At 41.0% G+C, this 22,583-nt stretch carries 16 protein-coding genes, 27 tRNA genes and 3 rRNA genes; 41 read left to right on the forward strand and 5 right to left on the reverse strand.

Annotation, left to right across the window (positions count from 1 at the left end):
• Positions 1-13: 13 nt before the first annotated feature.
• The gene (locus tag OZY43_RS01985; protein ID WP_277165483.1) at positions 14-829 is read right to left on the reverse strand and encodes a mechanosensitive ion channel family protein; all 816 of its coding nucleotides are present in this window, start codon (positions 827-829) and stop codon (positions 14-16) included.
• A gap of 111 nt (positions 830-940) precedes the next feature.
• On the opposite strand from OZY43_RS01985, the gene OZY43_RS01990 reads away from it, so the two are divergent.
• Together OZY43_RS01990 and OZY43_RS01995 are read left to right on the forward strand one after the other, a co-directional pair.
• On the forward strand, positions 941-1,366 hold the full coding sequence (locus OZY43_RS01990; RefSeq protein WP_277165485.1) for a DUF948 domain-containing protein: 426 nt from the start codon (positions 941-943) through the stop codon (positions 1,364-1,366).
• 18 nt (positions 1,367-1,384) lie between these two features.
• Positions 1,385-1,750, forward strand: a complete 366-nt coding sequence (locus OZY43_RS01995; RefSeq protein WP_277165487.1) for a DUF1269 domain-containing family protein — start codon at positions 1,385-1,387, stop codon at positions 1,748-1,750.
• A gap of 75 nt (positions 1,751-1,825) precedes the next feature.
• Here the strand turns inward: OZY43_RS01995 and OZY43_RS02000 are convergent, their stop codons facing one another.
• On the reverse strand, positions 1,826-2,932 hold the full coding sequence (locus tag OZY43_RS02000; protein WP_277165490.1) for a Xaa-Pro peptidase family protein: 1,107 nt from the start codon (positions 2,930-2,932) through the stop codon (positions 1,826-1,828).
• A gap of 150 nt (positions 2,933-3,082) precedes the next feature.
• Here OZY43_RS02000 and OZY43_RS02005 point away from each other — a divergent pair, with 150 nt between their 5' ends.
• Positions 3,083-4,084 carry a substrate-binding domain-containing protein gene (locus tag OZY43_RS02005; RefSeq protein ID WP_277165491.1) on the forward strand — a complete coding sequence of 334 codons (1,002 nt, stop codon included), beginning with the start codon at positions 3,083-3,085 and terminating at the stop codon, positions 4,082-4,084.
• 49 nt (positions 4,085-4,133) lie between these two features.
• On the opposite strand, the gene OZY43_RS02010 is transcribed toward OZY43_RS02005, so the two are convergent.
• Positions 4,134-5,504, reverse strand: coding sequence for a glycerophosphodiester phosphodiesterase (locus OZY43_RS02010; protein WP_277165493.1), 1,371 nt, complete (start codon positions 5,502-5,504; stop codon positions 4,134-4,136).
• An 84-nt stretch (positions 5,505-5,588) separates the two neighbouring features.
• Between OZY43_RS02010 and OZY43_RS02015 the strand changes: the two genes are divergently transcribed.
• Genes OZY43_RS02015 through OZY43_RS02035 form a run of 5 tightly spaced genes read left to right on the forward strand, consistent with a single transcriptional unit; the run spans position 5,589 to position 9,280 of the window.
• Positions 5,589-5,921: a hypothetical protein gene (locus tag OZY43_RS02015; protein WP_277165495.1), complete on the forward strand. Its 333-nt coding sequence runs from the start codon at positions 5,589-5,591 to the stop codon at positions 5,919-5,921.
• 13 nt (positions 5,922-5,934) lie between these two features.
• Entirely contained in the window at positions 5,935-7,305 is a 1,371-nt protein-coding gene (locus OZY43_RS02020; RefSeq protein WP_277165497.1) for a bifunctional UDP-sugar hydrolase/5'-nucleotidase, read from the forward strand.
• 5 nt (positions 7,306-7,310) lie between these two features.
• Positions 7,311-7,901 carry a YutD family protein gene (locus OZY43_RS02025; protein ID WP_277165500.1) on the forward strand — a complete coding sequence of 197 codons (591 nt, stop codon included), beginning with the start codon at positions 7,311-7,313 and terminating at the stop codon, positions 7,899-7,901.
• Positions 7,902-8,675 carry a TIGR01457 family HAD-type hydrolase gene (locus OZY43_RS02030; protein WP_277165502.1) on the forward strand — a complete coding sequence of 258 codons (774 nt, stop codon included), beginning with the start codon at positions 7,902-7,904 and terminating at the stop codon, positions 8,673-8,675.
• A complete protein-coding gene (locus OZY43_RS02035) occupies positions 8,672-9,280 on the forward strand; it encodes a TIGR01906 family membrane protein (RefSeq protein ID WP_277165504.1) in 609 nt (202 codons plus the stop codon). Before OZY43_RS02030 ends, OZY43_RS02035 begins: the two co-directional genes overlap by 4 nt.
• A 13-nt stretch (positions 9,281-9,293) precedes the next feature.
• Here OZY43_RS02035 and OZY43_RS02040 read toward each other — a convergent pair whose 3' ends face one another.
• Positions 9,294-9,944 (reverse strand): VTT domain-containing protein, encoded by a 651-nt coding sequence (locus OZY43_RS02040; protein ID WP_277165507.1) that lies wholly within the window; start codon positions 9,942-9,944, stop codon positions 9,294-9,296.
• Between the two features lie 11 nt (positions 9,945-9,955).
• Positions 9,956-10,933: an NAD(P)/FAD-dependent oxidoreductase gene (locus OZY43_RS02045; protein ID WP_277165509.1), complete on the reverse strand. Its 978-nt coding sequence runs from the start codon at positions 10,931-10,933 to the stop codon at positions 9,956-9,958.
• A 460-nt stretch (positions 10,934-11,393) separates the two neighbouring features.
• On the opposite strand from OZY43_RS02045, the gene OZY43_RS02050 reads away from it, so the two are divergent.
• The 33 genes from OZY43_RS02050 (at position 11,394) to OZY43_RS02210 (ending at position 22,543) form a co-directional block, all read left to right on the forward strand.
• A 16S ribosomal RNA gene (locus OZY43_RS02050) occupies positions 11,394-12,961 on the forward strand.
• Positions 12,962-13,178: 217 nt separating this feature from the next.
• A 23S ribosomal RNA gene (locus OZY43_RS02055) occupies positions 13,179-16,089 on the forward strand.
• A gap of 83 nt (positions 16,090-16,172) precedes the next feature.
• Positions 16,173-16,289: ribosomal RNA gene (gene rrf, locus OZY43_RS02060) — 5S ribosomal RNA — on the forward strand.
• The 16S, 23S and 5S rRNA genes sit together here with 16 tRNA genes alongside, the layout of an rRNA operon.
• A gap of 3 nt (positions 16,290-16,292) precedes the next feature.
• Positions 16,293-16,365, forward strand: a tRNA-Val gene (locus OZY43_RS02065).
• Positions 16,366-16,369: 4 nt separating this feature from the next.
• Positions 16,370-16,442: transfer RNA gene (locus tag OZY43_RS02070), tRNA-Lys, on the forward strand.
• A gap of 12 nt (positions 16,443-16,454) precedes the next feature.
• Positions 16,455-16,536, forward strand: a tRNA-Leu gene (locus OZY43_RS02075).
• Positions 16,537-16,567: 31 nt separating this feature from the next.
• Positions 16,568-16,640, forward strand: a tRNA-Thr gene (locus tag OZY43_RS02080).
• Between the two features lie 12 nt (positions 16,641-16,652).
• Positions 16,653-16,724, forward strand: a tRNA-Gly gene (locus OZY43_RS02085).
• A gap of 9 nt (positions 16,725-16,733) precedes the next feature.
• Positions 16,734-16,819: transfer RNA gene (locus OZY43_RS02090), tRNA-Leu, on the forward strand.
• 9 nt (positions 16,820-16,828) lie between these two features.
• Positions 16,829-16,902, forward strand: a tRNA-Arg gene (locus OZY43_RS02095).
• An 8-nt stretch (positions 16,903-16,910) separates the two neighbouring features.
• Positions 16,911-16,984: transfer RNA gene (locus tag OZY43_RS02100), tRNA-Pro, on the forward strand.
• 33 nt (positions 16,985-17,017) lie between these two features.
• Positions 17,018-17,091 (forward strand) — tRNA-Met (locus tag OZY43_RS02105).
• A gap of 12 nt (positions 17,092-17,103) precedes the next feature.
• A tRNA-Ile gene (locus OZY43_RS02110) sits at positions 17,104-17,177 on the forward strand.
• A gap of 35 nt (positions 17,178-17,212) precedes the next feature.
• A tRNA-Met gene (locus tag OZY43_RS02115) sits at positions 17,213-17,286 on the forward strand.
• 3 nt (positions 17,287-17,289) lie between these two features.
• A tRNA-Asp gene (locus OZY43_RS02120) sits at positions 17,290-17,363 on the forward strand.
• Positions 17,364-17,369: 6 nt separating this feature from the next.
• A tRNA-Phe gene (locus tag OZY43_RS02125) sits at positions 17,370-17,442 on the forward strand.
• 17 nt (positions 17,443-17,459) lie between these two features.
• Positions 17,460-17,530: transfer RNA gene (locus OZY43_RS02130), tRNA-Gly, on the forward strand.
• A gap of 4 nt (positions 17,531-17,534) precedes the next feature.
• A tRNA-Ile gene (locus tag OZY43_RS02135) sits at positions 17,535-17,608 on the forward strand.
• A gap of 2 nt (positions 17,609-17,610) precedes the next feature.
• Positions 17,611-17,700 (forward strand) — tRNA-Ser (locus OZY43_RS02140).
• A 524-nt stretch (positions 17,701-18,224) separates the two neighbouring features.
• Positions 18,225-18,296, forward strand: a tRNA-Glu gene (locus OZY43_RS02145).
• 32 nt (positions 18,297-18,328) lie between these two features.
• A tRNA-Ser gene (locus OZY43_RS02150) sits at positions 18,329-18,415 on the forward strand.
• A 10-nt stretch (positions 18,416-18,425) separates the two neighbouring features.
• Positions 18,426-18,499, forward strand: a tRNA-Met gene (locus OZY43_RS02155).
• Between the two features lie 3 nt (positions 18,500-18,502).
• A tRNA-Asp gene (locus OZY43_RS02160) sits at positions 18,503-18,576 on the forward strand.
• Positions 18,577-18,582: 6 nt separating this feature from the next.
• Positions 18,583-18,655: transfer RNA gene (locus tag OZY43_RS02165), tRNA-Phe, on the forward strand.
• Between the two features lie 7 nt (positions 18,656-18,662).
• Positions 18,663-18,744 (forward strand) — tRNA-Tyr (locus OZY43_RS02170).
• A gap of 4 nt (positions 18,745-18,748) precedes the next feature.
• Positions 18,749-18,819, forward strand: a tRNA-Trp gene (locus OZY43_RS02175).
• 12 nt (positions 18,820-18,831) lie between these two features.
• A tRNA-His gene (locus tag OZY43_RS02180) sits at positions 18,832-18,904 on the forward strand.
• Between the two features lie 7 nt (positions 18,905-18,911).
• Positions 18,912-18,983 (forward strand) — tRNA-Gln (locus OZY43_RS02185).
• Between the two features lie 21 nt (positions 18,984-19,004).
• A tRNA-Cys gene (locus OZY43_RS02190) sits at positions 19,005-19,075 on the forward strand.
• Positions 19,076-19,118: 43 nt separating this feature from the next.
• Positions 19,119-19,203: transfer RNA gene (locus OZY43_RS02195), tRNA-Leu, on the forward strand.
• A gap of 118 nt (positions 19,204-19,321) precedes the next feature.
• Positions 19,322-20,482: a glycosyltransferase family 4 protein gene (locus OZY43_RS02200; protein WP_277165512.1), complete on the forward strand. Its 1,161-nt coding sequence runs from the start codon at positions 19,322-19,324 to the stop codon at positions 20,480-20,482.
• Positions 20,475-21,518: a glycosyltransferase family 4 protein gene (locus tag OZY43_RS02205; RefSeq protein WP_277165515.1), complete on the forward strand. Its 1,044-nt coding sequence runs from the start codon at positions 20,475-20,477 to the stop codon at positions 21,516-21,518. Before OZY43_RS02200 ends, OZY43_RS02205 begins: the two co-directional genes overlap by 8 nt.
• Complete coding sequence (locus tag OZY43_RS02210; RefSeq protein WP_277165518.1) at positions 21,518-22,543, forward strand: lysylphosphatidylglycerol synthase transmembrane domain-containing protein; 1,026 nt, start codon at positions 21,518-21,520, stop codon at positions 22,541-22,543. The genes OZY43_RS02205 and OZY43_RS02210 overlap by 1 nt, the downstream gene beginning before the upstream one ends.
• The last annotated feature ends 40 nt before the right edge of the window (positions 22,544-22,583 follow it).

The following is a 22,583-nucleotide window of genomic DNA, read 5'->3' on the forward strand; positions in this document are numbered from 1 at the left end:
ATTGGCCTGCTTTTTATCCTGCTAAAGTAATTTGATGTTCTTGAAGAATTTTTAAATAGTAACTTAAATACTTATCTTGAACAATTGCCTCTTTGCCGGGCTTTACCTGAAAGTGAATTACATAATCAACAGTTTTAGCGGTTTGATTAGTAATTCCAATAATCTTCGGTCCTTGCACCAAAGTCTTTTTAGCAAGTCCCACCTGATTATTAGCCTGTTTAATCAGGGCGCGGACTTTGTCAAAGTCATTTTGGACATTTAATTGCAAGGTAATATCTAAGCCGATGCCGCCATGAGCCAGATTCTGCACAATTGAAATATTGCGGTTAGGAATATAGATGATTGAGCCATCGCTGCCTTTGAGGCGAGTGGTTCTAAGACCTAATTGAATAACGGTGCCGGTTTGATTATTAATCTGTACAATATCGCCAACATCAAATTGATCTTCACTTAAAATGAAAAATCCGTTGACTAGATCGCTAACAAAACCTTGCGCCCCCATCCCTAAAGCTAGGGAAAAAATTCCGGCACTTGCTAGAAGCGTACCAATTGGAATCCCCAAAATTGATAAAACCCCAAATAAGTAAAAGAAAATTACGGTGTAGCTAAAAATACTATTAATTAAGGCGGTTACAGTCCTTGTTCGCTTATTTTGTGGTCTTTTTTTGTGTATTAAGTAATGGTTGATAATTCTTTTACCGCAGTAATCAATTATATAAAAAACAGCTGTTGATAAGACTAGTTGCCAAATAATTGTGAGTAAATGTTCGCCAATACTGTCCCAATTTAATTTTAAAAATTTGAGATATATTTTAAGTAAGTTATTCATGGTGCCTGACTTTCATTTATCTAAATTAACTATAGCAAAATATGATATATAGGTTGAGATTAAAGTGTTTACATGCTAGACTTTTTTTAGATGTAAAATTGGAGGTAGAAGATGGAAATTTCCTATGGTGCACTGGCAGGATTGATTGCTGCTGTTGCATTGATAATTTTAGTACTTTTTACAATTCCAGTGCTAGTTCGTGCTGAAAAGGCTACTAAAGAAGCAGAAAAAACAATTAAAACTGTGGATAAATCGATTCAGCTGTTTGCAAAAGATGTTGATGGCTTGCTTGATCAAACAAATGATTTGCTCGACAAGACGAATGTCTTGCTAGCGGATGTTAACAGTAAAATGAAGACTCTGGATCCTGTTGTGCAGGCAGCTGCCGACTTAGGTGAGAGTGTTTCAGATGTTAATGCTTCTTCGCGTAAAATGGCGGAACGTGTCAGCCAAGTTCACTTTAAGCGTAATGGAGTTGTTGCTTCTGCTTTAGCATCGATGTTTGCACGGCGAAAACGACGTAAAGGTGAAGATTAAATAAAAGGAGTTACTTGTATGAAAAAATTAACAAGTTTTGTCTTAGGAACAATCGTTGGCTCAGCTGCTGGCTTTATCGCTGGTTCACTCTTAGTTAGTGACGATCAAGTTGATGATCTGAAAAGCAAGGTTAAGAACAATGATACTGTTCAAGATCTAAAGAAAAAATATGATAATGGAACTGAAGTAGTTAAGAACCAATTGGCATCTTTTCCTAAGAATGTTGAAGATGATTCTGAATTAAAAGATTTTGATGATATTGTTATTGATGATTCTAAGGATAATGACATTGCTCAAAAGGATAATGCAGAAAAGACGGTTGATGACTTGCATCATGCTGAAGCAAGTGATGATCCCGCAACTGATGCTTATCCACGTGCGTAAAAGCAGCAAGTAATTTAAATTAAATGCACCAAGTAGGAGTAATTCTTACTTGGTGCATTTTAGTTAGTGATTAAATTAATCGTTGATTGGTAAAACCTTTAATTGCTTGTCAGTACGAGTGAATGGCTTATAGCCATCTTTAGTAACAACACCACAATCTTCAATTCTAACGCCGGCTACTCCAGGAATATAGATTCCAGGTTCAATTGAGAAGCACATTCCTTCTTCAATAATTAAGTCGTTACCTTGAACGATTGATGGATATTCGTGTACATCCTTGCCGATACCGTGACCTAGTCGGTGGATAAAGTATTGCCCATAACCAGCTTTGGTAATAATATCACGGGCAACACCATCTAGTTCACTAGCAGTCATTCCGGGTCTAACAGCTTCAATAGCTGCTTGTTGAGCTTCACGATCAATCTCGTAAATTTCTCTTTCCTTAGCTGATGGTTCACCATAAGCAACTGTTCGACTAGAGTCAGAAGCATAGCCATTGTGCATCGTACCAAGATCAAACAAAACTAATTCATTAGGCTTAATTTTAGTCATTGATGGCCCTAGGTGTGGGTTAGCAGCATTGGCACCAGCTTGAACAATGGTTTCAAAACTTTCATGCATGACACCTTTTTGCAGCTTTAATTGGTAATCAATTTGACCTGCAATATAACGTTCAGTAACTCCAGTCTTAATGGCATTGAAGCCAATTTCAAAAGCAAAGTCAGCTTCACGGCCAGCAGCTTGTAACTGCTTAATTTCTTCTGGAGTTTTGTAAAGCCTAATTTTGGCAATAAAGTTAGAAACATCACCGCTAAAATCGGCATCAGGAAATTGCTGGTGAATTAATTGGTAATGAGCAACAGACAAATTATTTTTCTCCAGGGCCCATTTGTGATAGTCTGAAGTTCTGCTTTTAACTTTGTCAGCAATGATGGCCCATGGATCTTCAGAATCGAGGTAACCATAAACATCACCGTTCCAAGCTGAGTTTTTGGCTTCTTCAACGTTCAAGGCCGGAGTAAAAATAAAGGGCTCCTTGTCCTTAAAGGCTAAGAGAGCAAAAATGCGCTCGTGTGGTTCCATTTCGTAGCCGGTAAAATAAGCAATTGTAATTGGATTAGAAATGTAAGCTACATCGTTGCCAGAACTTTGCAGCCATTCTTGTAATTTAGTTAAATTCATGTGCATATTCCTTTCAAATCAAATATCTGATTAAGAAAAGTATATCATGTTCTAGGCATGAAAAAATGAAAGAATAGTTGTAAACGTTTGCAATTAATAGCAATACATGCTAAATTTTATAATGAATATTTTTTAGATAGGGGATTAAGAATGCGTAAACAAGAAATTACAATTTATGATGTTGCTCGGGAAGCCAAGGTTTCAATGGCTACCGTTTCACGAGTAGTTAACGGCAATACTAATGTACGTAAAGACACACGTGAACGGGTAATGAAAGTAATCAATCGGTTGCATTATCAGCCAAACGCTGTTGCTCAAGGACTTGCTTCTAAGAGAACAACAACAGTTGGTTTGATTGTGCCGGATCTGACCAATCTTTATTTTGCTGAATTATCCAAGGGAATTGATGATATTGCTCTTTTGTACAAGTACAATATTATTATTACAAGTATTGAAAATCGGTTGATGAAGGAAGATCAAGCTATTCAAGGACTGTTAAACAAACAGGTTGATGGTGTGATTTACATGGCTAATAGTTTACCTAAAGAAGCTGTCGAGGCTTTTAAACGGACTGATACGCCAGTCGTACTTGCTGGCACTAAGGACAATCACAAGGAATTTCCGTCAGTAACCATTGATTACACTAAGGCTGATACAGAAGCTTTGAACTTGCTTTACAATGATGGCAAAAAGAATTTGGGTCTAGTTGTAGATGATGCAGAAGCTGTGATTAATGCTAATTATCGGATTCCAGCATACAAGCAATTTATGGCTGATCATAATTTGGGCGAAGGTCATATTTATACTAATATTAAAGACCATTCTGATGGTTACAATTTATATTCTCAATTATTGCAAGATGGCGTTGATGGCGTAGTTGTGACACGTGATATTACCGCAGTTGGTATTTTAAATTCTGCAATTGATGCAGGTAAAAAGGTACCGAATGATTTGGAAATTATTACTGCTAGTGCAACTCAAATTGCTTCAGTTGTTCGGCCAGCTTTAACGGCAATTCGGCAACCGCTATATGACATGGGGGCAGTTGCAATGAGAATGCTGACGAAGTTAATGAACAATGAAGAAGTAACTGATACTCAAATTGAGCTACCATATGAATTATTAAAAAAGCAAAGTACAACTAACGAATAGATTACAAATAAAAGTCGCTTTACATCACCAAGGAGGTAAAGCGACTTTTTTAGTTACAAAGTTTGCTAGTAGCCTGAATTAATTGTGGCAATTTTTTAATTTGCGGAATTTCTGGCAGCAGGTAAGCTGTTAAAGCGATATTGTGATAACGGCTGATTCGTGGTAATTGCCGGTAATTACGCCAACTTGTTTGATCAAAAAAACCATAGAAGAGAATATCTTGAGCTTTGATCCACCCAAGTTTAGTATCAAGCCATAGACTTTGAGGACTACCGTTAAAGTTTTCAATTTTATAGAGTTGATTGTTAGCTAATTGTTGGTTAGTCTTGGACTGATTATCTGGATAGCGGTAGATTGGGACTTGCTTATGGGGTTTAGCGATAATTTGTTTATCCTGATATGGCGCAATATCTTGGGGTTTAAGGTCGAGGTTAACAAATTCAGCTGAAATAAATGTTTGATCGGCAACTTGATAAAAGAGCTGATTGTGTGCCCGCACACCATACATGACATTAAGTTTCTGGCCGGGATAAATGTACTTGTGCTGCTTAATGCGGACATAAGGATTCATCATAATTGGTGTTTTAGTTTTGCCCAAGTAAATACCATTTCTGTGGATATCATATTTACTGGTGCCTTCCTTAGCCAATTTATATTTGAAGCCAGTCGCTGGGAAGTTAGTGACAACACCGTCAACGTTCTTATTAATTAGCCAATGCCACAAGGCTGGTGACTCATCCATCTCAGCCCAAACATAAACTTGCTTATTGAGTAAGTGCAGCCAGTGAATTAGCCAAGAATGATTTTGAATAACATCAGATGAAACATTGACAGCATTGACCTGTGGCAAGTTACTGAAGTTAATTCGCTTAAGGCTGCCAACAATTAGAATTAAGTAGGCATCTGGCAGAAGAGCGCGGAGATGGAATAAACTAGCTGCTGAAAATGAATGGATCATTACGCGGTCTTGCATATGATATTTTTTAATGGTTTGTGCAATCTCGTCTTCTAATTGGTACGATGGATCAACAGAATGGTCAATTTTGGTTTCCAGAACAAATTTTGTGTTTGGCTGATTGCGGTAATGGTGAAAGAGTTGTGCTAGACTAAGCACATGTTCACCATTATCATATGTTAACTGACTGAGTGTTTGCCAAGTATTTTGTGATACAATTGCATGTGTATGAGTAACTCGAAATAAGTCATCATCATGTGAAACAACCGGCACGCCGTCAGATGACAGGTGAAGGTCGAGTTCAACATAATCGGCACCAGAATTGAATGCGGAATTGTCACTTTGGATGGTTTCCTCAGGATACTTACTTGGATCGCCTCTGTGGCCGACAACAGTAAAACCACTAGTTGTTACAAAGATTAAGCTAAAAAAAAGAGCCAGAAGCATTTGGCTTTTATGTTTCATGTGTACACCCCTATCGCTTATACAATAGCATGGTTACACATTTTTTGCTATATAGCAAAATTTTTATTTCATGTAGGTGAGTTAATGGATCAACAATATGAAGAACTAGATTTAATTGAAGAAATTACGCGTAATGATAACAGTAAATATTTTGAAATTTCCAATATTGATCAAAATGGAATTGCGGAATTAGCTGTTGATCACGGGATGATTAAGAACGTGCGCATTTTACAGCTAAATATTCCCCGGACCAAAGCGTTAATTACGTATGAAGAATATATTAATAAAAATTATCAGCTGGAAACCTTAACTAATGAAGATGATTGGAAAAATCCAAGTTGGGTAGAATGGGACAAGCCTAAGGGTAAAATTCTAGATGCTTATCAAATGATTTTAAAATCCAACCAAATTGGATAGAAAAGCGGGGAAAATGGAGACACTTCGAATTTTACACACTAATGATTTACATTCGCACTTTGAGCATTTTCCTAAAATTGGGCGCTACTTAAAGCAGGCACAGGCAGATAAATCAGTCGATCAAATTTTAACCTTTGATGCCGGTGATTTTATGGATCGCTCGCATCCGTTAACTGACGCGACTTTTGGGCAAGCAAACATTGATTTAATGAATTCCTTTCATTACGATGCCATTACAATTGGCAATAATGAAGGCATTTCAAATTCACATGAAGTGGTTGAGCGGTTGTTTGATCGGGCTAAGTTCCCGGTGATTTTGGCTAATTTGCGTGAAGAAGACGAGTCGATGCCTCATTGGTGTGTGCAAGACAAGTTATTAATAACTAAAAAGGGCACGCGAATTGCTTTAGTAGGCTTAACTGCTGCATATCCATTATCTTATAAGCCCAATCATTGGCATGTCAAAATGCTTAAAGAAACAATGGATCAAGTTTTACCACGATTGGCAGGTAAATATGATGTTTTGATCCTATTAACGCATATTGGCTTGAACATGGACCGCTTTTTAGCACGGCATTATCCACAAATTAATTTGATTATTGGCGGTCATAGTCATAATTTGCTTAAGCATGGTGAACAGGTCAATGGTGTTTGGTTGACGCAGACGGGTAAGTGGGGCAATTATGTCGGTAATATTCACGTTGAACTTGATGACCACCACCATGTTCAAAAAATTGTACCGTGTGTTGAATCAACTAGCTTGATGAAGGCTGAAAAAGCTGATGAAAAAGTTATTCAGGGATATGAACAACGTGGGCAGGAGATTTTAGAAAAAGAAAAAGTTGCTGATTTACCTGCCAAATTTGCTGATAATCGTCAGGCCGCAATTCAGGTATCGCTTGATGCGATTGCAAATTTTGCTGGTACAGATTTGGCAATGCTTAGTTCGGGCTTATTTTTGGCACCATTTAAAAAAGGAATTTTAACTAAGTATGATTTGCAAAAATGTTTACCACATTCCATGCATGTTGTTCGTTCAACTTTAAGGGGCAGCGATTTGTGGCGATTAGTTATGGAAATTGAAAAGAATCGGCATTATCTGGAGCATTTTCACTTGCAGGGGATGAGCTTTCGCGGGAAGATTTTTGGTCAAATGTATTATCGCGGAATTAAGTTTGATCCGGTTAGCCGCATTGTTTATGTTAATGGGCAAGAAATTGATCCGCAAACAGATTATCAAATAGCAGTTCTTGACCATTATGTTTTAGTTCCATTTTTTCCAACATTAGCAATTGTTGGTGATAATAAATTTTTATTCCCACAGTTTTTACGTGAAGTAATTGGTAATTATTTAGCTCAAGAGTACCCGATTAATAGGAAGTGAAGCAGATGACAACTAAATCGAGCGAAAACGAAAACAGTCACTTAGATCATGAAAATAAATTTGTTAAGGAGCAGCCTTTACGCCATTCACTGGCAGTTGTCGGTCAAGATGATGACAAAATCAAAATTAATCAGCAGACTTATCAGCTGCTGATAAATAAGCGCGATGCGTTAGATATTGAAATGCTTAGGCAAAAATATGATCCGTATCTTGATCAGTATGATTTTTTAGTTGGGGATGTTTCTAGTGAGCATTTACGCTTAAAGGGCTTTTATCGGGATAATATGCGGACGGCAATTGATCGTAAAGAGCAAACGATTGCAGATTATCTCATGGAGTATTGTAATCCTGGGGCTGGTTATTTTATTTTGCAACTAATGAATCCAGTGCATCATTATCGCACTAAGCAACATAAGAATTGGCATCGTGCAGGTTCGTGGCATCGGCAAGGAGCAGCTGCCAAGCACTCAAAGACAACTTTTAAGCGGCGTAAAGTTTACAAAACTAGCTTTAAAAAACACGAAACAGTAGCTGTGAAAAAAGAGCGCAGCAACCATCATTCTTTTGTAATCAAAAAAAGAAAGGGTAGCAAGTAAGTGAAAGATTATCAATTATTTTTAATTGACCTTGACGGAACAATTTATCGAGGCAAGGGTACGATTGAAGCCGGAGTTCGGTTTGTTCACCGATTAGAGCAAGCGGGCAAAGACTACCTTTTTTTAACAAATAATACGACGCGAACACCAGAGATGGTTGTGGATAAGTTGGCGCTTCATGGTGTAAAAACTGATACTGCACATGTGTATACTCCTAGCATGGCAAGCGTGAGTTATTTACTAGAACATGCTTCTGGTCAGCTGCCGATTGGCGTTTATTTAATTGGTGAAATTGGTTTGCAGCAGGAATTTTGGCAGCATACGGAATTTGAATTAAATAACAAAAATCCAGATTATGTTATTGTAGGAATGGATCGTGATTTGACTTATCATAAGGTGCAGGTAGCAGCTGACGCTATTAGGAATGGCGCTGTCTTTATCGGGACTAATGCAGATTTGAATTTACCGAGTGATGAGGGGTTGCTGCCCGGTAATGGGTCACAATGCGCGATGATTGCTGTATCAAGTGGGCACGAGCCGCTTTATATTGGTAAGCCGTCACCGATAATTGTTAAAATGGCCTTAGCCAAGATGCATTGTCAAAAAGAACAGGCAATTCTAGTTGGCGACAATTATCAAACGGATATTAAGGCAGGCTTTAATAGTCAAGTTGATCAGTTATTGGTAACAACTGGAATTACTCAATTGGCTGACCTTCAGGGTAAGAGGCAGCCAACATTTGTGGTCGATAGTTTGGATAAATTTAAATTATGAGCAAAAAAAATAACATTTTAACGATAATTTATCACTTTATTTTTGCGTTAACGAGTAGTGTGGTTGGCGCTATAATTGCCAGTTGGCCGTTACTGTTAGTTTTTGTTGTGGTGCAAAAAACTAACAGAACAGTTAATTTGTCACTAGGTCAGGTAATGTTTAATTATGATCAATTGTTATGGTACTTGATTTGGCCATTTAAGCACCGATTAAAAATGCGCGATTTACCGACTTCTGTAATGGCAGCACGGCATTTCGCTGACGTTAAGCGGCTGTTTGTGTTGGCATTTGTTGCTTTCTTGTGCTGTCTGGTAATTAATTTTTGGTGTCGCAAACAAAAAAGTAAGGCACTTAAATTAAATAAAGTTTGGGCCTTGCTCTTTTTATTATTGCCGATTGCCATTTTGCCGTTTGCATTAACTAATTTTGATAGTTTTTTTGTTGTTTTTCATCATTTGCTTTTTGCAGGTAGCACTACGTGGCTGTTTGATCCGGCAACTGATCCGATTATTAATTTACTGACAGAAGGCTTTTTTGCGGCCTGTTTTGCGGTTAGCGGTGTGATTTATGAATTATATTTTGCTGAAAAACTATTGCAGCGTTAAAAAAGGAGTTCCATTAATGGAACTCCTTTTTTAATGAAATGTGTTTTTTAACTGTCATAATCAAAATTGGAACAATTGAAATAAAAATAATTGCGAGGATTAATAACGAAAAATGTTCTTTTACAAATGGAATGTTGCCGAAGAAAAATCCGATAACAGTAAATACGCCACACCAGAGAATACCGCCGATTAAGTTATAGCTAGCAAATTTACCATAATGCATTTTGCTACCCCCAGAAATAAAAGGGACAAAAGTTCTGATAAACGGAATAAAACGACCGATAACAATCGTGATTGGACCGTGACGCTCAAAAAATTGTTCTGCAGCTAAACGGTTTTTTTGATTGATTAACTTGTTAAACCAGGAATGGCGAATGCCAGCGTTGACTGAGCGAACACCTAATTCATAATTGCAGGCATCGCCGAGAACAGCTGCAAGTAGCACTGTGAGGTAAACTAGCCAAATATCTAAGTGATACTTGGGATTAACTGCCATGGAACTGGCAGCAAAGATCAGCGAATCTCCGGGTAAAAACGGAAAGATCACGAGGCCAGTTTCAATAAAAATAATGCCAAAGAGAATGATATAGGTCCAATTACCGAATTGATTAACGATAGTAATCAAGTGCTGGTCAATGTGTAGGATAAAGTTGATTAGCGTCATAAAGCTCTCTCCTAAATGCTAGTTGAGTGGATGGTTAAAGTTTTCTCTGGGAAAAGTGACCGCATAATTGAAGTAATTGCGATTTGTGCTTCGCCAAAACCAAGACCAATCACTGGTACGCGCCCAGGATAGGTAGTAGCATCACCGATTGCGTAAATACCGGGAATGTTAGTTTTCATTTCACTAGAGACTGTAATTTGTCCTCCAGATAGATTAACGCCCCACTTGCGAACAAAGTTATTATTAGCGCGAAAACCATAGGCAACAACAATTTGGTCAAAAATTTGCTGATTAATAGTTGTTGTGCCGACTTGTTTTAAGCCGATGCTTAGCTGATTATTCACTAATTGTAAGGTTTTAGGAAGATAAGGCGTTAGAATTTCAACATTTTTTAAACTTTTTAGTTGCGTTAGACTACCTTCTAAACCGCGAAATTCGTTTCGTCGATGGATTAGTTTGATTTGTGTGTCCGGCTGCTGAGCTAATTCTAGTGCCCAATCGAGTGCTGAATCACCACCGCCAAAAACTCCTATTGTTTGCTTGGCGAATTTTTTAGGCTCTCTTATATAGTAGTGAACGTGCTTAGTTTGCTCTTTATCCATCTTAAGTGGAAATTTTTTAGGTGAAAATGAGCCGGTTCCTGTAGCAATAATAACGCTTTTAACAAGAAATTCATGGTCAATTAGGAAATGATCATCGTCATGATTAATTTCACTTACACGATGATTTAAAGAAAAAGAAGCATTTTTTTCAGCTTGCAACTTTAACTGTGTAATTAAATTCCGACCCGTAATTGAGGCAAAAACGGGAATGTCAAAAATCTTTTTGAATGGATAAAGTAATTTAGGTTGGCCGCCCACCTCCTCTAATGAATCGAATACAATTGTTTTTAGACCATGTAAATGAGCAAAATTAGCAGCAAAAAGTCCAATTGGACCTGCGCCGATGATTGCAATGTCAAATTTTTTTATTTTAAAAACTCCCCTCAAAACGTTGATATAACAACTTTACCATGAAATTAGAAGTAAGTCATTTTAATAATTTGCAAAAAAAGCTTGCAAAAGAGAGAGTAAGTTGGTAGTATTAATAACTGTCGTCGGGCAAGAGAGCGAAAGGCTTGAGAGTCAGAGGCGGCGAAAAAAGATCAAGCTAAGCAGTTGACAAAGAGTGAAAGGTTTAGTAAGATAATAAACGCTGTTGAGTGAAGCGAGAATTCATCAAGAGCGTTGCAGAAGAAAGTTCTTGACAAAAGAAATTGCTTCTGTTAAAATAAAAAAGCGCTGGTGCAGCTAATGCATCAGCGGGTAGTACCTTGAAAACTGAACAATGTTTTCGCAAAAAGTGTGCGGGTGTAAGAACCCAAAACAAAAAAGCGAAGTCAATTTCGCAAGCAAATAAATCCGAGATGCAAATCTTGGAACGAATGAGCAAACATTCAAACAAACATTTAAAAATGAGAGTTTGATCCTGGCTCAGGACGAACGCTGGCGGCGTGCCTAATACATGCAAGTCGAGCGAGCAATTTTAACAGAATACCTTCGGGTAGGAAGATAAAAGCGCGAGCGGCGGATGGGTGAGTAACACGTGGGTAACCTGCCCTCTAGATTGGGATACCATTTGGAAACAGATGCTAATACCGAATAAGAAGTAAGATCGCATGATCTAGCTATGAAAGGCGGCTTTCGAGCTGTCACTAGAGGATGGACCCGCGGTGCATTAGCTAGTTGGTAAGGTAATGGCTTACCAAGGCGATGATGCATAGCCGAGTTGAGAGACTGAACGGCCACATTGGGACTGAGACACGGCCCAAACTCCTACGGGAGGCAGCAGTAGGGAATCTTCCACAATGGACGCAAGTCTGATGGAGCAACGCCGCGTGAGTGAAGAAGGTTTTCGGATCGTAAAGCTCTGTTGTTGGTGAAGAAGGATAGATAGAGTAACTGTTATCTATTTGACGGTAATCAACCAGAAAGTCACGGCTAACTACGTGCCAGCAGCCGCGGTAATACGTAGGTGGCAAGCGTTGTCCGGATTTATTGGGCGTAAAGCGAACGCAGGCGGGAAGACAAGTCAGATGTGAAAGCCCTCGGCTCAACCGGGGAATTGCATCTGAAACTGCCTTTCTTGAGTGCAGAAGAGGAGAGTGGAACTCCATGTGTAGCGGTGGAATGCGTAGATATATGGAAGAACACCAGTGGCGAAGGCGGCTCTCTGGTCTGTAACTGACGCTGAGGTTCGAAAGCATGGGTAGCGAACAGGATTAGATACCCTGGTAGTCCATGCCGTAAACGATGAGTGCTAAGTGTTGGGAGGTTTCCGCCTCTCAGTGCTGCAGCTAACGCATTAAGCACTCCGCCTGGGGAGTACGACCGCAAGGTTAAAACTCAAAGGAATTGACGGGGGCCCGCACAAGCGGTGGAGCATGTGGTTTAATTCGAAGCAACGCGAAGAACCTTACCAGGTCTTGACATCTAGTGCAATTCATAGAGATATGAAGTTCTCTTCGGAGACACTAAGACAGGTGGTGCATGGCTGTCGTCAGCTCGTGTCGTGAGATGTTGGGTTAAGTCCCGCAACGAGCGCAACCCTTATTATTAGTTGCCAGCATTAAGTTGGGCACTCTAATGAGACTGCCGGTGACAAACCGGAGGAAGGTGGGGACGACGTCAAGTCATCATGCCCCTTATGACCTGGGCTACACACGTGCTACAATGGTTAGTACAACGAGGAGCGAACCTGTGAAGGCAAGCGAATCTCTTAAAGCTAATCTCAGTTCGGATTGCACTCTGCAACTCGAGTGCATGAAGCTGGAATCGCTAGTAATCGCGGATCAGAACGCCGCGGTGAATACGTTCCCGGGCCTTGTACACACCGCCCGTCACACCATGAGAGTCTGTAATACCCAAAGCCGGTAGGATAACCCTTCGGGGAGTCAGCCGTCTAAGGTAGGACAGATGATTAGGGTGAAGTCGTAACAAGGTAGCCGTAGGAGAACCTGCGGCTGGATCACCTCCTTTCTAAGGAAGAGCGAATAGGTGGAGAGTAGAGATACTAGAGGAAGCCTAGGAGCAACGGAAGCACACGAAAGGCGCGAACATTGTTTAGTTTTGAGGGTAGTACCTCAAAAAGAGTTAGTACATTGAAAACTGAATATAATCCAAGAAAAAAACCGAGACACAATCATTGAAGAAAAGAAACAGATTGCAAGAGCGACCGAGAGAGTATCTTGAGTAAGGTCAAGAAAAGAAGGGCGCACGGTGAATGCCTAGGCACAATAAGGCGAAGAAGGACGTGACAAACAGCGAAATGCTTCGGGGAGCGGTAAGTACGCAGAGATCCGGAGGTATCCGAATGGGGGAACCCAGTATGAGAGATCATATTACTAGCTGATGAATAGATAGTCAGTTAGGGCAAGACGCAGTGAACTGAAACATCTAAGTAGCTGCAGGAAGAGAAAGAAAAATCGATTTCCCTAGTAGCGGCGAGCGAAGAGGAAAGAGCCCAAACCAGTTGATTTATCAATTGGGGTTGTAGGACTGCAAGAAGGTAGTACAGGAGATAGCAGAATTATCTGGGAAGATAAGCCAGAGAGGGTGAGAGCCCCGTAAGCGAAATTGAAAGTACGCTGAGCAGAATCCTGAGTAGGCCGGAACACGAGGAATTCCGGTTGAAGCAGCGAGGACCATCTCGCAAGGCTAAATACTAAATTGTGACCGATAGTGAACCAGTACCGTGAGGGAAAGGTGAAAAGAACCCCGGAAGGGGAGTGAAAGAGAACCTGAAACCGTGTGCCTACAAGTAGTCAGAGCCCATTAAAGGGTGATGGCGTGCCTTTTGTAGAATGAACCGGCGAGTTACGTTAACTAGCGAGGTTAAGTCAGAAAAGACGGAGCCGTAGCGAAAGCGAGTCTGAATAGGGCGAGATAGTTAGTTGATGTAGACCCGAAACCAAGTGACCTACCCATGGCCAGGTTGAAGGTGCGGTAAAACGCACTGGAGGACCGAACCCACGTAAGTTAAAAATTGCGGGGATGAGCTGTGGGTAGCGGTGAAATTCCAAACGAACTTGGAGATAGCTGGTTCTCTCCGAAATAGCTTTAGGGCTAGCCTGGTGCGAGGATGATAATGGAGGTAGAGCTCTGTTTGGACGAAGGGCCCGTCAGGGGTTACTGAATTCAGATAAACTGCGAATTCCAGATATCAAAGCACTGGAGTCAGACTGCGAGTGATAAGATCCGTAGTCGAAAGGGAAACAGCCCAGATCACCAGTTAAGGTCCCAAAATCTATGCTAAGTGGAAAAGGATGTGGAGTTGCGTAGACAACTAGGATGTTGGCTTAGAAGCAGCCATCATTAAAAGAGTGCGTAATAGCTCACTAGTCGAGTGACGCTGCGCCGAAAATTTACCGGGGCTAAGCATAGTACCGAAACTGTGGATGTGTAGTAATACACGTGGTAGGAGAGCGTTCTAAATGCGGTGAAGGCTAATCGAGAGGATAGTTGGAGCGTTTAGAAGTGAGAATGCCGGTATGAGTAGCGCAAGATAGGTGAGAATCCTATCCGCCGAAAGACTAAGGTTTCCTGGGGCAGGCTCGTCCGCCCAGGGTAAGTCGGGACCTAAGGTAAGGCCGAAAGGCGTAGCCGATGGACAACAGGTAGAGATTCCTGTACTGCGTTAGATCGTTAAAAACGAAGGAGGGACGCAGGAGGCAAAGAACGCATGGCGCTGGAAGCCATGTTCAAGCGATAAGTGAGAGAGTGAGTTAAATGCTTGCTTTTAATAATCATGAGTCGTGATGAGGAGCGAAATTAAAGTAGCGAAGGTTTGGAAGTCACACTGCCAAGAAAAGCTTCTAGTGAGAGCTAACGTACCCGTACCGCAAACCGACACAGGTAGTCGAGTGGAGAACACTAAGGTGAGCGAGAGAACTCTCGTTAAGGAACTCGGCAAAATCGCCCCGTAACTTCGGAAGAAGGGGTGCTGGTGTAAGAGCCAGCCGCAGTGAATAGGCCCAAACAACTGTTTATCAAAAACACAGGTATCTGCAAAGTCGTAAGACGACGTATAGGTGCTGACACCTGCCCGGTGCTGGAAGGTTAAGGAGAGAGCTTAGTCGTAAGACGAAGGTTCGAACTGAAGCCCCAGTAAACGGCGGCCGTAACTATAACGGTCCTAAGGTAGCGAAATTCCTTGTCGGGTAAGTTCCGACCTGCACGAAAGGTGTAATGATTTGGGCACTGTCTCAACGAGAGACTCGGTGAAATTATAATACCCGTGAAGATGCGGGTTACCCGCGACAGGACGGAAAGACCCCATGGAGCTTTACTGCAATTTGATATTGAGTAGCTGTTAAACATGTACAGGATAGGTAGGAGCCAGAGAAGATAGGACGCTAGTCTTATCAGAGGCAATGTTGGGATACTACCCTTGTTTGATGGCTGCTCTAACTAATATCTCTAAGCGAGATATAGGACAGTGTCAGATGGACAGTTTGACTGGGGCGGTCGCCTCCTAAAGAGTAACGGAGGCGCCCAAAGGTTCCCTCAGAATGGTTGGAAATCATTCACAGAGTGTAAAGGTATAAGGGAGCTTGACTGCGAGAGAGACAACTCGAGCAGGGACGAAAGTCGGGCTTAGTGATCTGGTGGTACCGCATGGAAGGGCCATCACTCAACGGATAAAAGCTACCCTGGGGATAACAGGCTTATCTCCCCCAAGAGTTCACATCGACGGGGAGGTTTGGCACCTCGATGTCGGCTCGTCGCATCCTGGGGCTGAAGTAGGTCCCAAGGGTTGGGCTGTTCGCCCATTAAAGCGGCACGCGAGCTGGGTTCAGAACGTCGTGAGACAGTTCGGTCCCTATCCGTCGTGGGCGTTGGAAATTTGAGAGGAGCTGTCCTTAGTACGAGAGGACCGGGATGGACATACCGCTGGTGTACCAGTTGTCTTGCCAAAGGCATAGCTGGGTAGCTAAGTATGGCAGGGATAAGCGCTGAAAGCATCTAAGTGCGAAGCCCCCCTCAAGATGAGATTTCCCATACGAAAGTAGTAAGACACCTCAAAGACTAAGAGGTAGATAGGCTAGGAGTGGAAGAGTCGTGAGACTTGGAGCGGACTAGTACTAATCAGTCGAGGACTTGACCAGAGCTTGAGCAATCTGGGATTGTAAGTAAGTTTTTTTTAAGAGATTATATTTAGTTTTGAGTGTAAGAACTCAAACAGAAAAAGTACGGTGGCAATAGCAAGAAGGAAACACCTGTAACCATGCCGAACACAGCAGTTAAGCTTCTTCACGCCGAGAGTAGTTGGTGGGAGACTGCCTGCGAGGGTAGGACGCTGCCGTGCTTTGGAGGATTAGCTCAGCTGGGAGAGCATCTGCCTTACAAGCAGGAGGTCACAGGTTCGAGCCCTGTATCCTCCATACCGAGTCGTTAGCTCAGTCGGTAGAGCATCTGACTTTTAATCAGAGGGTCGACGGTTCAAGCCCGTCACGACTCATGACCCCATTTTGCGGGTGTGGCGGAATTGGCAGACGCGCTAGATTTAGGTTCTAGTGTTTTCGGACGTGTGGGTTCAAGTCCCACCACCCGTATTGGCCAATATAGTTACCATATTTACATCATGCCGATTTAGCTCAGTTGGTAGAGCATCTGTCTTGTAAACAGGGGGTCGTACGTTCAAATCGTATAATCGGCATTTATATATTACGCGGAAGTAGTTCAGTGGTAGAACATCACCTTGCCATGGTGGGGGTCGCGGGTTCGAATCCCGTCTTCCGCTTCATTACTTGCCGGGGTGGCGGAATTGGCAGACGCACGGGACTTAAAATCCCGCGGTTGGTTTCAACCGTACCGGTTCGACTCCGGTCCTCGGCATATAATGACGCGCCCTTAGCGCAACTGGATAGAGTGTCTGACTACGAATCAGAAGGTTGAAGGTTCAAATCCTTCAGGGCGCATGCATAAACGGGAAGTGGCTCAGTTTGGTAGAGCACCTGGTTTGGGACCAGGGGGTCGCAGGTTCGAATCCTGTCTTCCCGATTTGTAATCTTATGTTTTTTGTGATTACTTCTTGGCGGTGTAGCTCAGCTGGCTAGAGCGTCCGGTTCATACCCGGGAGGTCGAGGGTTCGATCCCCCCCGCCGCTATTGCTAGAGCTTGGACCTTTAGCTCAGTTGGTTAGAGCAGACGGCTCATAACCGTCCTGTCGTAGGTTCGAGTCCTACAAGGTCCATAATTTGGATTTTGTACTTTTTATTTTAATAACATCGCGGGATGGAGCAGTTAGGTAGCTCGTCGGGCTCATAACCCGAAGGTCGGTGGTTCAAATCCATCTCCCGCAATATGGTCCATTGGAGCAGTGGTTTATCTCGTCTCCCTGTCACGGAGAAGATCATCAGTTCAAATCTGATATGGACCGTAAGATGGCTCGGTAGCTCAGTTGGTAGAGCAAAGGATTGAAGCTCCTTGTGTCGGCGGTTCGATTCCGTCCCGCGCCATTATTTTACATATTTGTGCGGGTATGGTTTAGTGGTAAAACGAAAGCCTTCCAAGCTTTAGTCGCGAGTCCGATTCTCGTTACCCGCTTAATGGGCCTATAGCTCAGCTGGTTAGAGCGCACGCCTGATAAGCGTGAGGTCGATGGTTCAAGTCCATTTAGGCCCATTGGAGACTTACTCAAGTGGCTGAAGAGGCGCCCCTGCTAAGGGTGTAGATCGGGTTATTCCGGTGCGAGAGTTCGAATCCCTCAGTCTCCGTTAATTGAATATTATTTTAGAAACACTTTGAGTATTAATTCTTAAAGTGTTTTATTTGGTATAATGTATTTTCAAAAATTCAGATTAGTATTTACTGGCTAACGTTATTATTCAGCAGTCGTCAAAATAAGGTTTATATATTTTCTGATAACTTTCAAGTTATTCTTGACTACTCGTTATACTGAAGAGTGATTTTTATTTTAGGTTCAAGATTAGTTCACATAAGTAAAAATTTGTTTGCAGAGTAAGTATAATATAGCAAACTTAGGTAGTTTTTAGAATAAAACTTCCATTTACTTGATAGATAAAAGGTTGAAATATCAATGGTTAGATAACTGTTATACAAAAAAGCAAACTTTTTTATATAAAAGTCTTGCAAGATTCGGTGTAATCCTGTATTATTAATAACGTTGTGATTCAGGTATGTAATGCAACACTTGAATTTACAAAATAAAATAGTTGACTTTTCAGACAATATTAGGTATTATAATTAAGCGTCTTATGTTGTAAGAAGAAAAGAATATGACCCGTTGGTCAAGCGGTTAAGACATCGCCCTTTCACGGCGGTAACATGGGTTCAAATCCCGTACGGGTCATTGCCAACAAGTTTTGGTATTTTTTACATTTTGGAGGATTACCCAAGTGGCTTAAGGGGACGGTTTTGAAAACCGTTAGACGGGTTTCTCGTGCGTGGGTTCAAATCCCACATCCTCCTTTAATAACATCGCGGGATGGAGCAGTTAGGTAGCTCGTCGGGCTCATAACCCGAAGGTCGGTGGTTCAAATCCATCTCCCGCAATATGGTCCATTGGAGCAGTGGTTTATCTCGTCTCCCTGTCACGGAGAAGATCATCAGTTCAAATCTGATATGGACCGTAAGATGGCTCGGTAGCTCAGTTGGTAGAGCAAAGGATTGAAGCTCCTTGTGTCGGCGGTTCGATTCCGTCCCGCGCCATCAGCCTGGAGGAGTAGCGAAGTGGCTAAACGCGGCGGTCTGTAAAACCGCTCTCTCTGAGTTCGGCGGTTCGAATCCACCCTCCTCCATAATAGGGATATCGTATAAAGGTAGTACATCGGTCTCCAAAACCGCTAGTGTGGGTTCAATTCCTACTATCCCTGTTTACCTTCATGGCGGAATTGGTGAAGGGGTTAACACACCGGTTTGTGGATCCGGCATACATGGGTTCGAATCCCATATTCCGCCCTAGCATTGGGATATAGCCAAGCGGTAAGGCACTAGACTTTGACTCTATTATGCGCTGGTTCGAATCCAGCTATCCCAATCTATTATTAAAATAGCTAATGGCGGTGTAGCCAAGTGGTAAGGCAGAGGTCTGCAAAACCTTAATCGTCGGTTCAAATCCGATCCCCGCCTTTTGGTTCATTGCACGGACTATTAATTAATAATTTAATATTATGGCGGTGTGGCGGAATTGGCAGACGCGTCAGACTCAAAATCTGGTGTCCTTTTCGGACGTATCGGTTCGACCCCGATCACCGCTATTATTAGAAACAGCTCCTAACGGGAGTTGTTTTTTTGTTTTATAAATAATAATTTTTCTTATAATAATTGCACATGCAATGCATAATCTTTATAATACCAGTATACGGAGGTATTCAGATGAATATTGGTATTTTTACCGATACATATTTTCCACAAATTAGTGGTGTGGCAACATCGATTAAAACGCTTAAGGATGCCCTTGAAGCAGAGGGGCATAATGTTTTTATTTTTACAACGACTGATCCACATGTCAAAAAAGGGACAGTTGAAGCTAATGTCTTTCGTTTTAGCAGTGTACCGTTTATTTCATTTACTGCTCGTCGAGTGGCCTTTCGCGGCTTTTTTGAAGCAACTAAGGTTGCTCGTGAGGTTAAGCTAGATGTTGTTCATACACAAACTGAATTTGCATTAGGAATGATTGGTAAGTATGTTGCCCATCAACTTAAAATTCCGGCAATTCATACCTATCACACAATGTATGAAGATTATCTGCATTATGTTCTGAATGGCCATTTACTGCGGCCATATCACGTTAAGCAATTTACCAATGTTTTTCTTAAAAATATGGACGGTGTAATTGCCCCAAGTAAGCGCGTAGAAGCTCTTTTGTACCGCTATGGTGTAAGTATACCTATGCGCGTAATTCCGACTGGTGTGGACATTAAAGAAATGAATCAAGCGGCAATTCATGATGTTCGTCAAGAACTTGGAATTGCTAAAGACGCTCCCGTTCTATTAACGCTCAGTCGCATTGCAAGTGAGAAAAAAATTGACCGGATATTGAATGCAATGCCTGAAATCATTGATGAATTTCCAACGGTACGCTTAGTAATCGCTGGCGATGGTCCAGATGTTGATGATCTCAAACAGCAAGTTGAACGTCTAACTCTCGAAGATTATGTTATTTTTGCCGGTAATGTTTTGCATGAAGATGTGGGTGCTTATTATCGAATGGCCAATCTTTTTGTATCTGCTAGTGATACGGAAACGCAGGGCTTGACTTACATTGAAGCCTTGGCTGCTGGAACCAAGTGTGTTGTTTATGATACGGATTATACTGAACACGTTTTTGATGATCCTGATTTTGGTCAAGTGTTTACTCAGCCAAGTGAGATGCTGACAGATATTCTAGGTTATTTGCGGCAGGGACAATACACAATTCCTAAAGAAAAATTGACTGCTAAACTTGACCAAATTTCAGCCGAACATTTTGGTAGGAGTGTTCATCAGTTTTACCAGGAAGTAATTGATAACTATAAAGAGGAATCTAATGATTAGAATAAATATGTTCTCTCAAGCTGCTTCAGTTAAAGGCCAGGGTGTTGGCTCAGCCTATAACGAATTAATTGGCTTACTTAGGACACGCTTAGTTGATGAGTTTTATGTGACCAATAATAAGTATGGTGCAAGTGATTTAACGCATTACCATACGATTAATCCCACGTATTTTGCTAATAGCTTTTCACCGAGTCGTGGTCGTAAAATTGGCTACGTGCATTTTTTGCCGGAAACTTTGGAAGGTTCAATTAAGTTACCCGGTTTTGCTAAAAAAGTTTTTTACAAGTATGTAATTGATTTTTATAAGCGAATGGATCAAATTGTTGTTGTTAATCCAATTTTTATTGATAAATTGGTTAAGTATGGCATTAAACGTGACCGAGTAAAATATATTCCCAATTTTGTTTCGAAGACGGAATTTTATCCTGAGCGGCAAGAGAAGAAAAATGCGTTTCGTCATCAATTGGGGATACCGCTAGACAAATTTGTTGTCTTTGGCGACGGTCAGGTACAAGCTCGTAAGGGTGTTGATGATTTTGTTAAAATGGCTACAGCTAATCCTGATATTCAATTTATTTGGGCTGGTGGTTTCTCTTTTGGAAAAATCACGGATGGGTATGATCATTTTAAAAAATTAGTTGATAATCCACCAGCAAACCTTAAATTTACGGGAATTATTGAGCGTGCAGAATTAGTTGACTACCTCAATATTGCAGATTTATTCGTTTTGCCGTCTTATGATGAGTTGTTCCCGATGTCTGTGCTCGAAGCCTTTAGCTGTGGTACACCAGTTTTGTTGCGAGATTTGGATTTATATCAGGCTATTATTAGTGGCTACTATCTTAGTGGGCCTGATTTTGAGGCGATGAATGCCCAGCTGCAAAGAATAGTTAATGACAAGGAATTGCTGAATAAGTACCAAAATTTGTCTAATTTAGCTAGTCAAAAGTATTCTGAGGAGCATTTGGCACAAATTTGGAATAATTTTTATCATGAACAATATGAAATTGGTAAAAGAATGGGGCAGATCCACTGATGAATAAAAAACATTTGTGGGGAATACTTATTGTCTTAGCAATCAGCAGCGGTGTTTTGTTTGTTGACTTAAAAGAAACGCCAGTAGCACAACTTTTAGCGGCAGCAAAGAAAATCAATCTTTGGAGTTTAATTGCTGTTTTTGGTTTAATGTTATTATCTTATGTTTTTGAAGCAAGTATTTTGGCAGTCTTAGCACATAGAAAGAATGAGCCTAAGCGTTCAAAATGGTCATTTATGAGGATTCCACTTATTCAAGCCTTATTTAATGCCATCACACCAATGTCGACGGGTGGACAGCCATCACAATTAGCGGCTATGGTACAAATGGGTATTGAAGGTGGTCGTGCAACATCACTATTGCTGATGAAATTTATTATTTATCAAATAGTAGTATTTTTAGCTTATGTTGTGACCATTATCAGCGGGTTTCATATGGTCGTAACTAAATTTGCCGGACTTGCATTTTTTATTGCAATTGGCTTTTTAATTCATGTTAGCTCGATCATTTTTTTACTAGCGATTTTATTTGCTTATAATTGGACTAAAAAAGCAGCTGATTGGTTAATGAATCTGCTGGCAAAAGTGATTAATCCGCAACGTGTCGCTGTTTGGCGGCAAGCGACAATGGTTAAAATTGATACTTTTTATCGTGAAAGTCAAAAATTAAAAAAAGAAAAAACCAAGCTGCTTTTAAGTGGTGTGTTTACGATTTTACAGTTGCTTTGTTTTTATTCAATTCCGTATCTGGTATTAGTAACCTTGAATGTACCAGCTAACTGGGCTAGTGTAACGCAAATGAATATTATGATTATTATGTTTATGGCAATTATTCCGATTCCAGGAGCTTCAGGTGGTGCTGAATACAGTTTTCAGACGCTCTTTGCTACTTTTATTTCAACTAATGGGACCTTGGTTTTAGGGATGTTTTTGTGGCGGTTTGTGACGTATTTCTTTGGGATGATTCTAGGAATTTTCGGTTGGATATTTAAACCACAAAAAATTATTAGTCCGGCAAATGATTAATTTTTGCTAAAATCACTATGTTTAATTTCGCTTTAGCGTA

The organism is Lactobacillus sp. ESL0785, from assembly GCF_029395455.1.
Taxonomy (GTDB): Bacteria; Bacillota; Bacilli; order Lactobacillales; family Lactobacillaceae; genus Lactobacillus.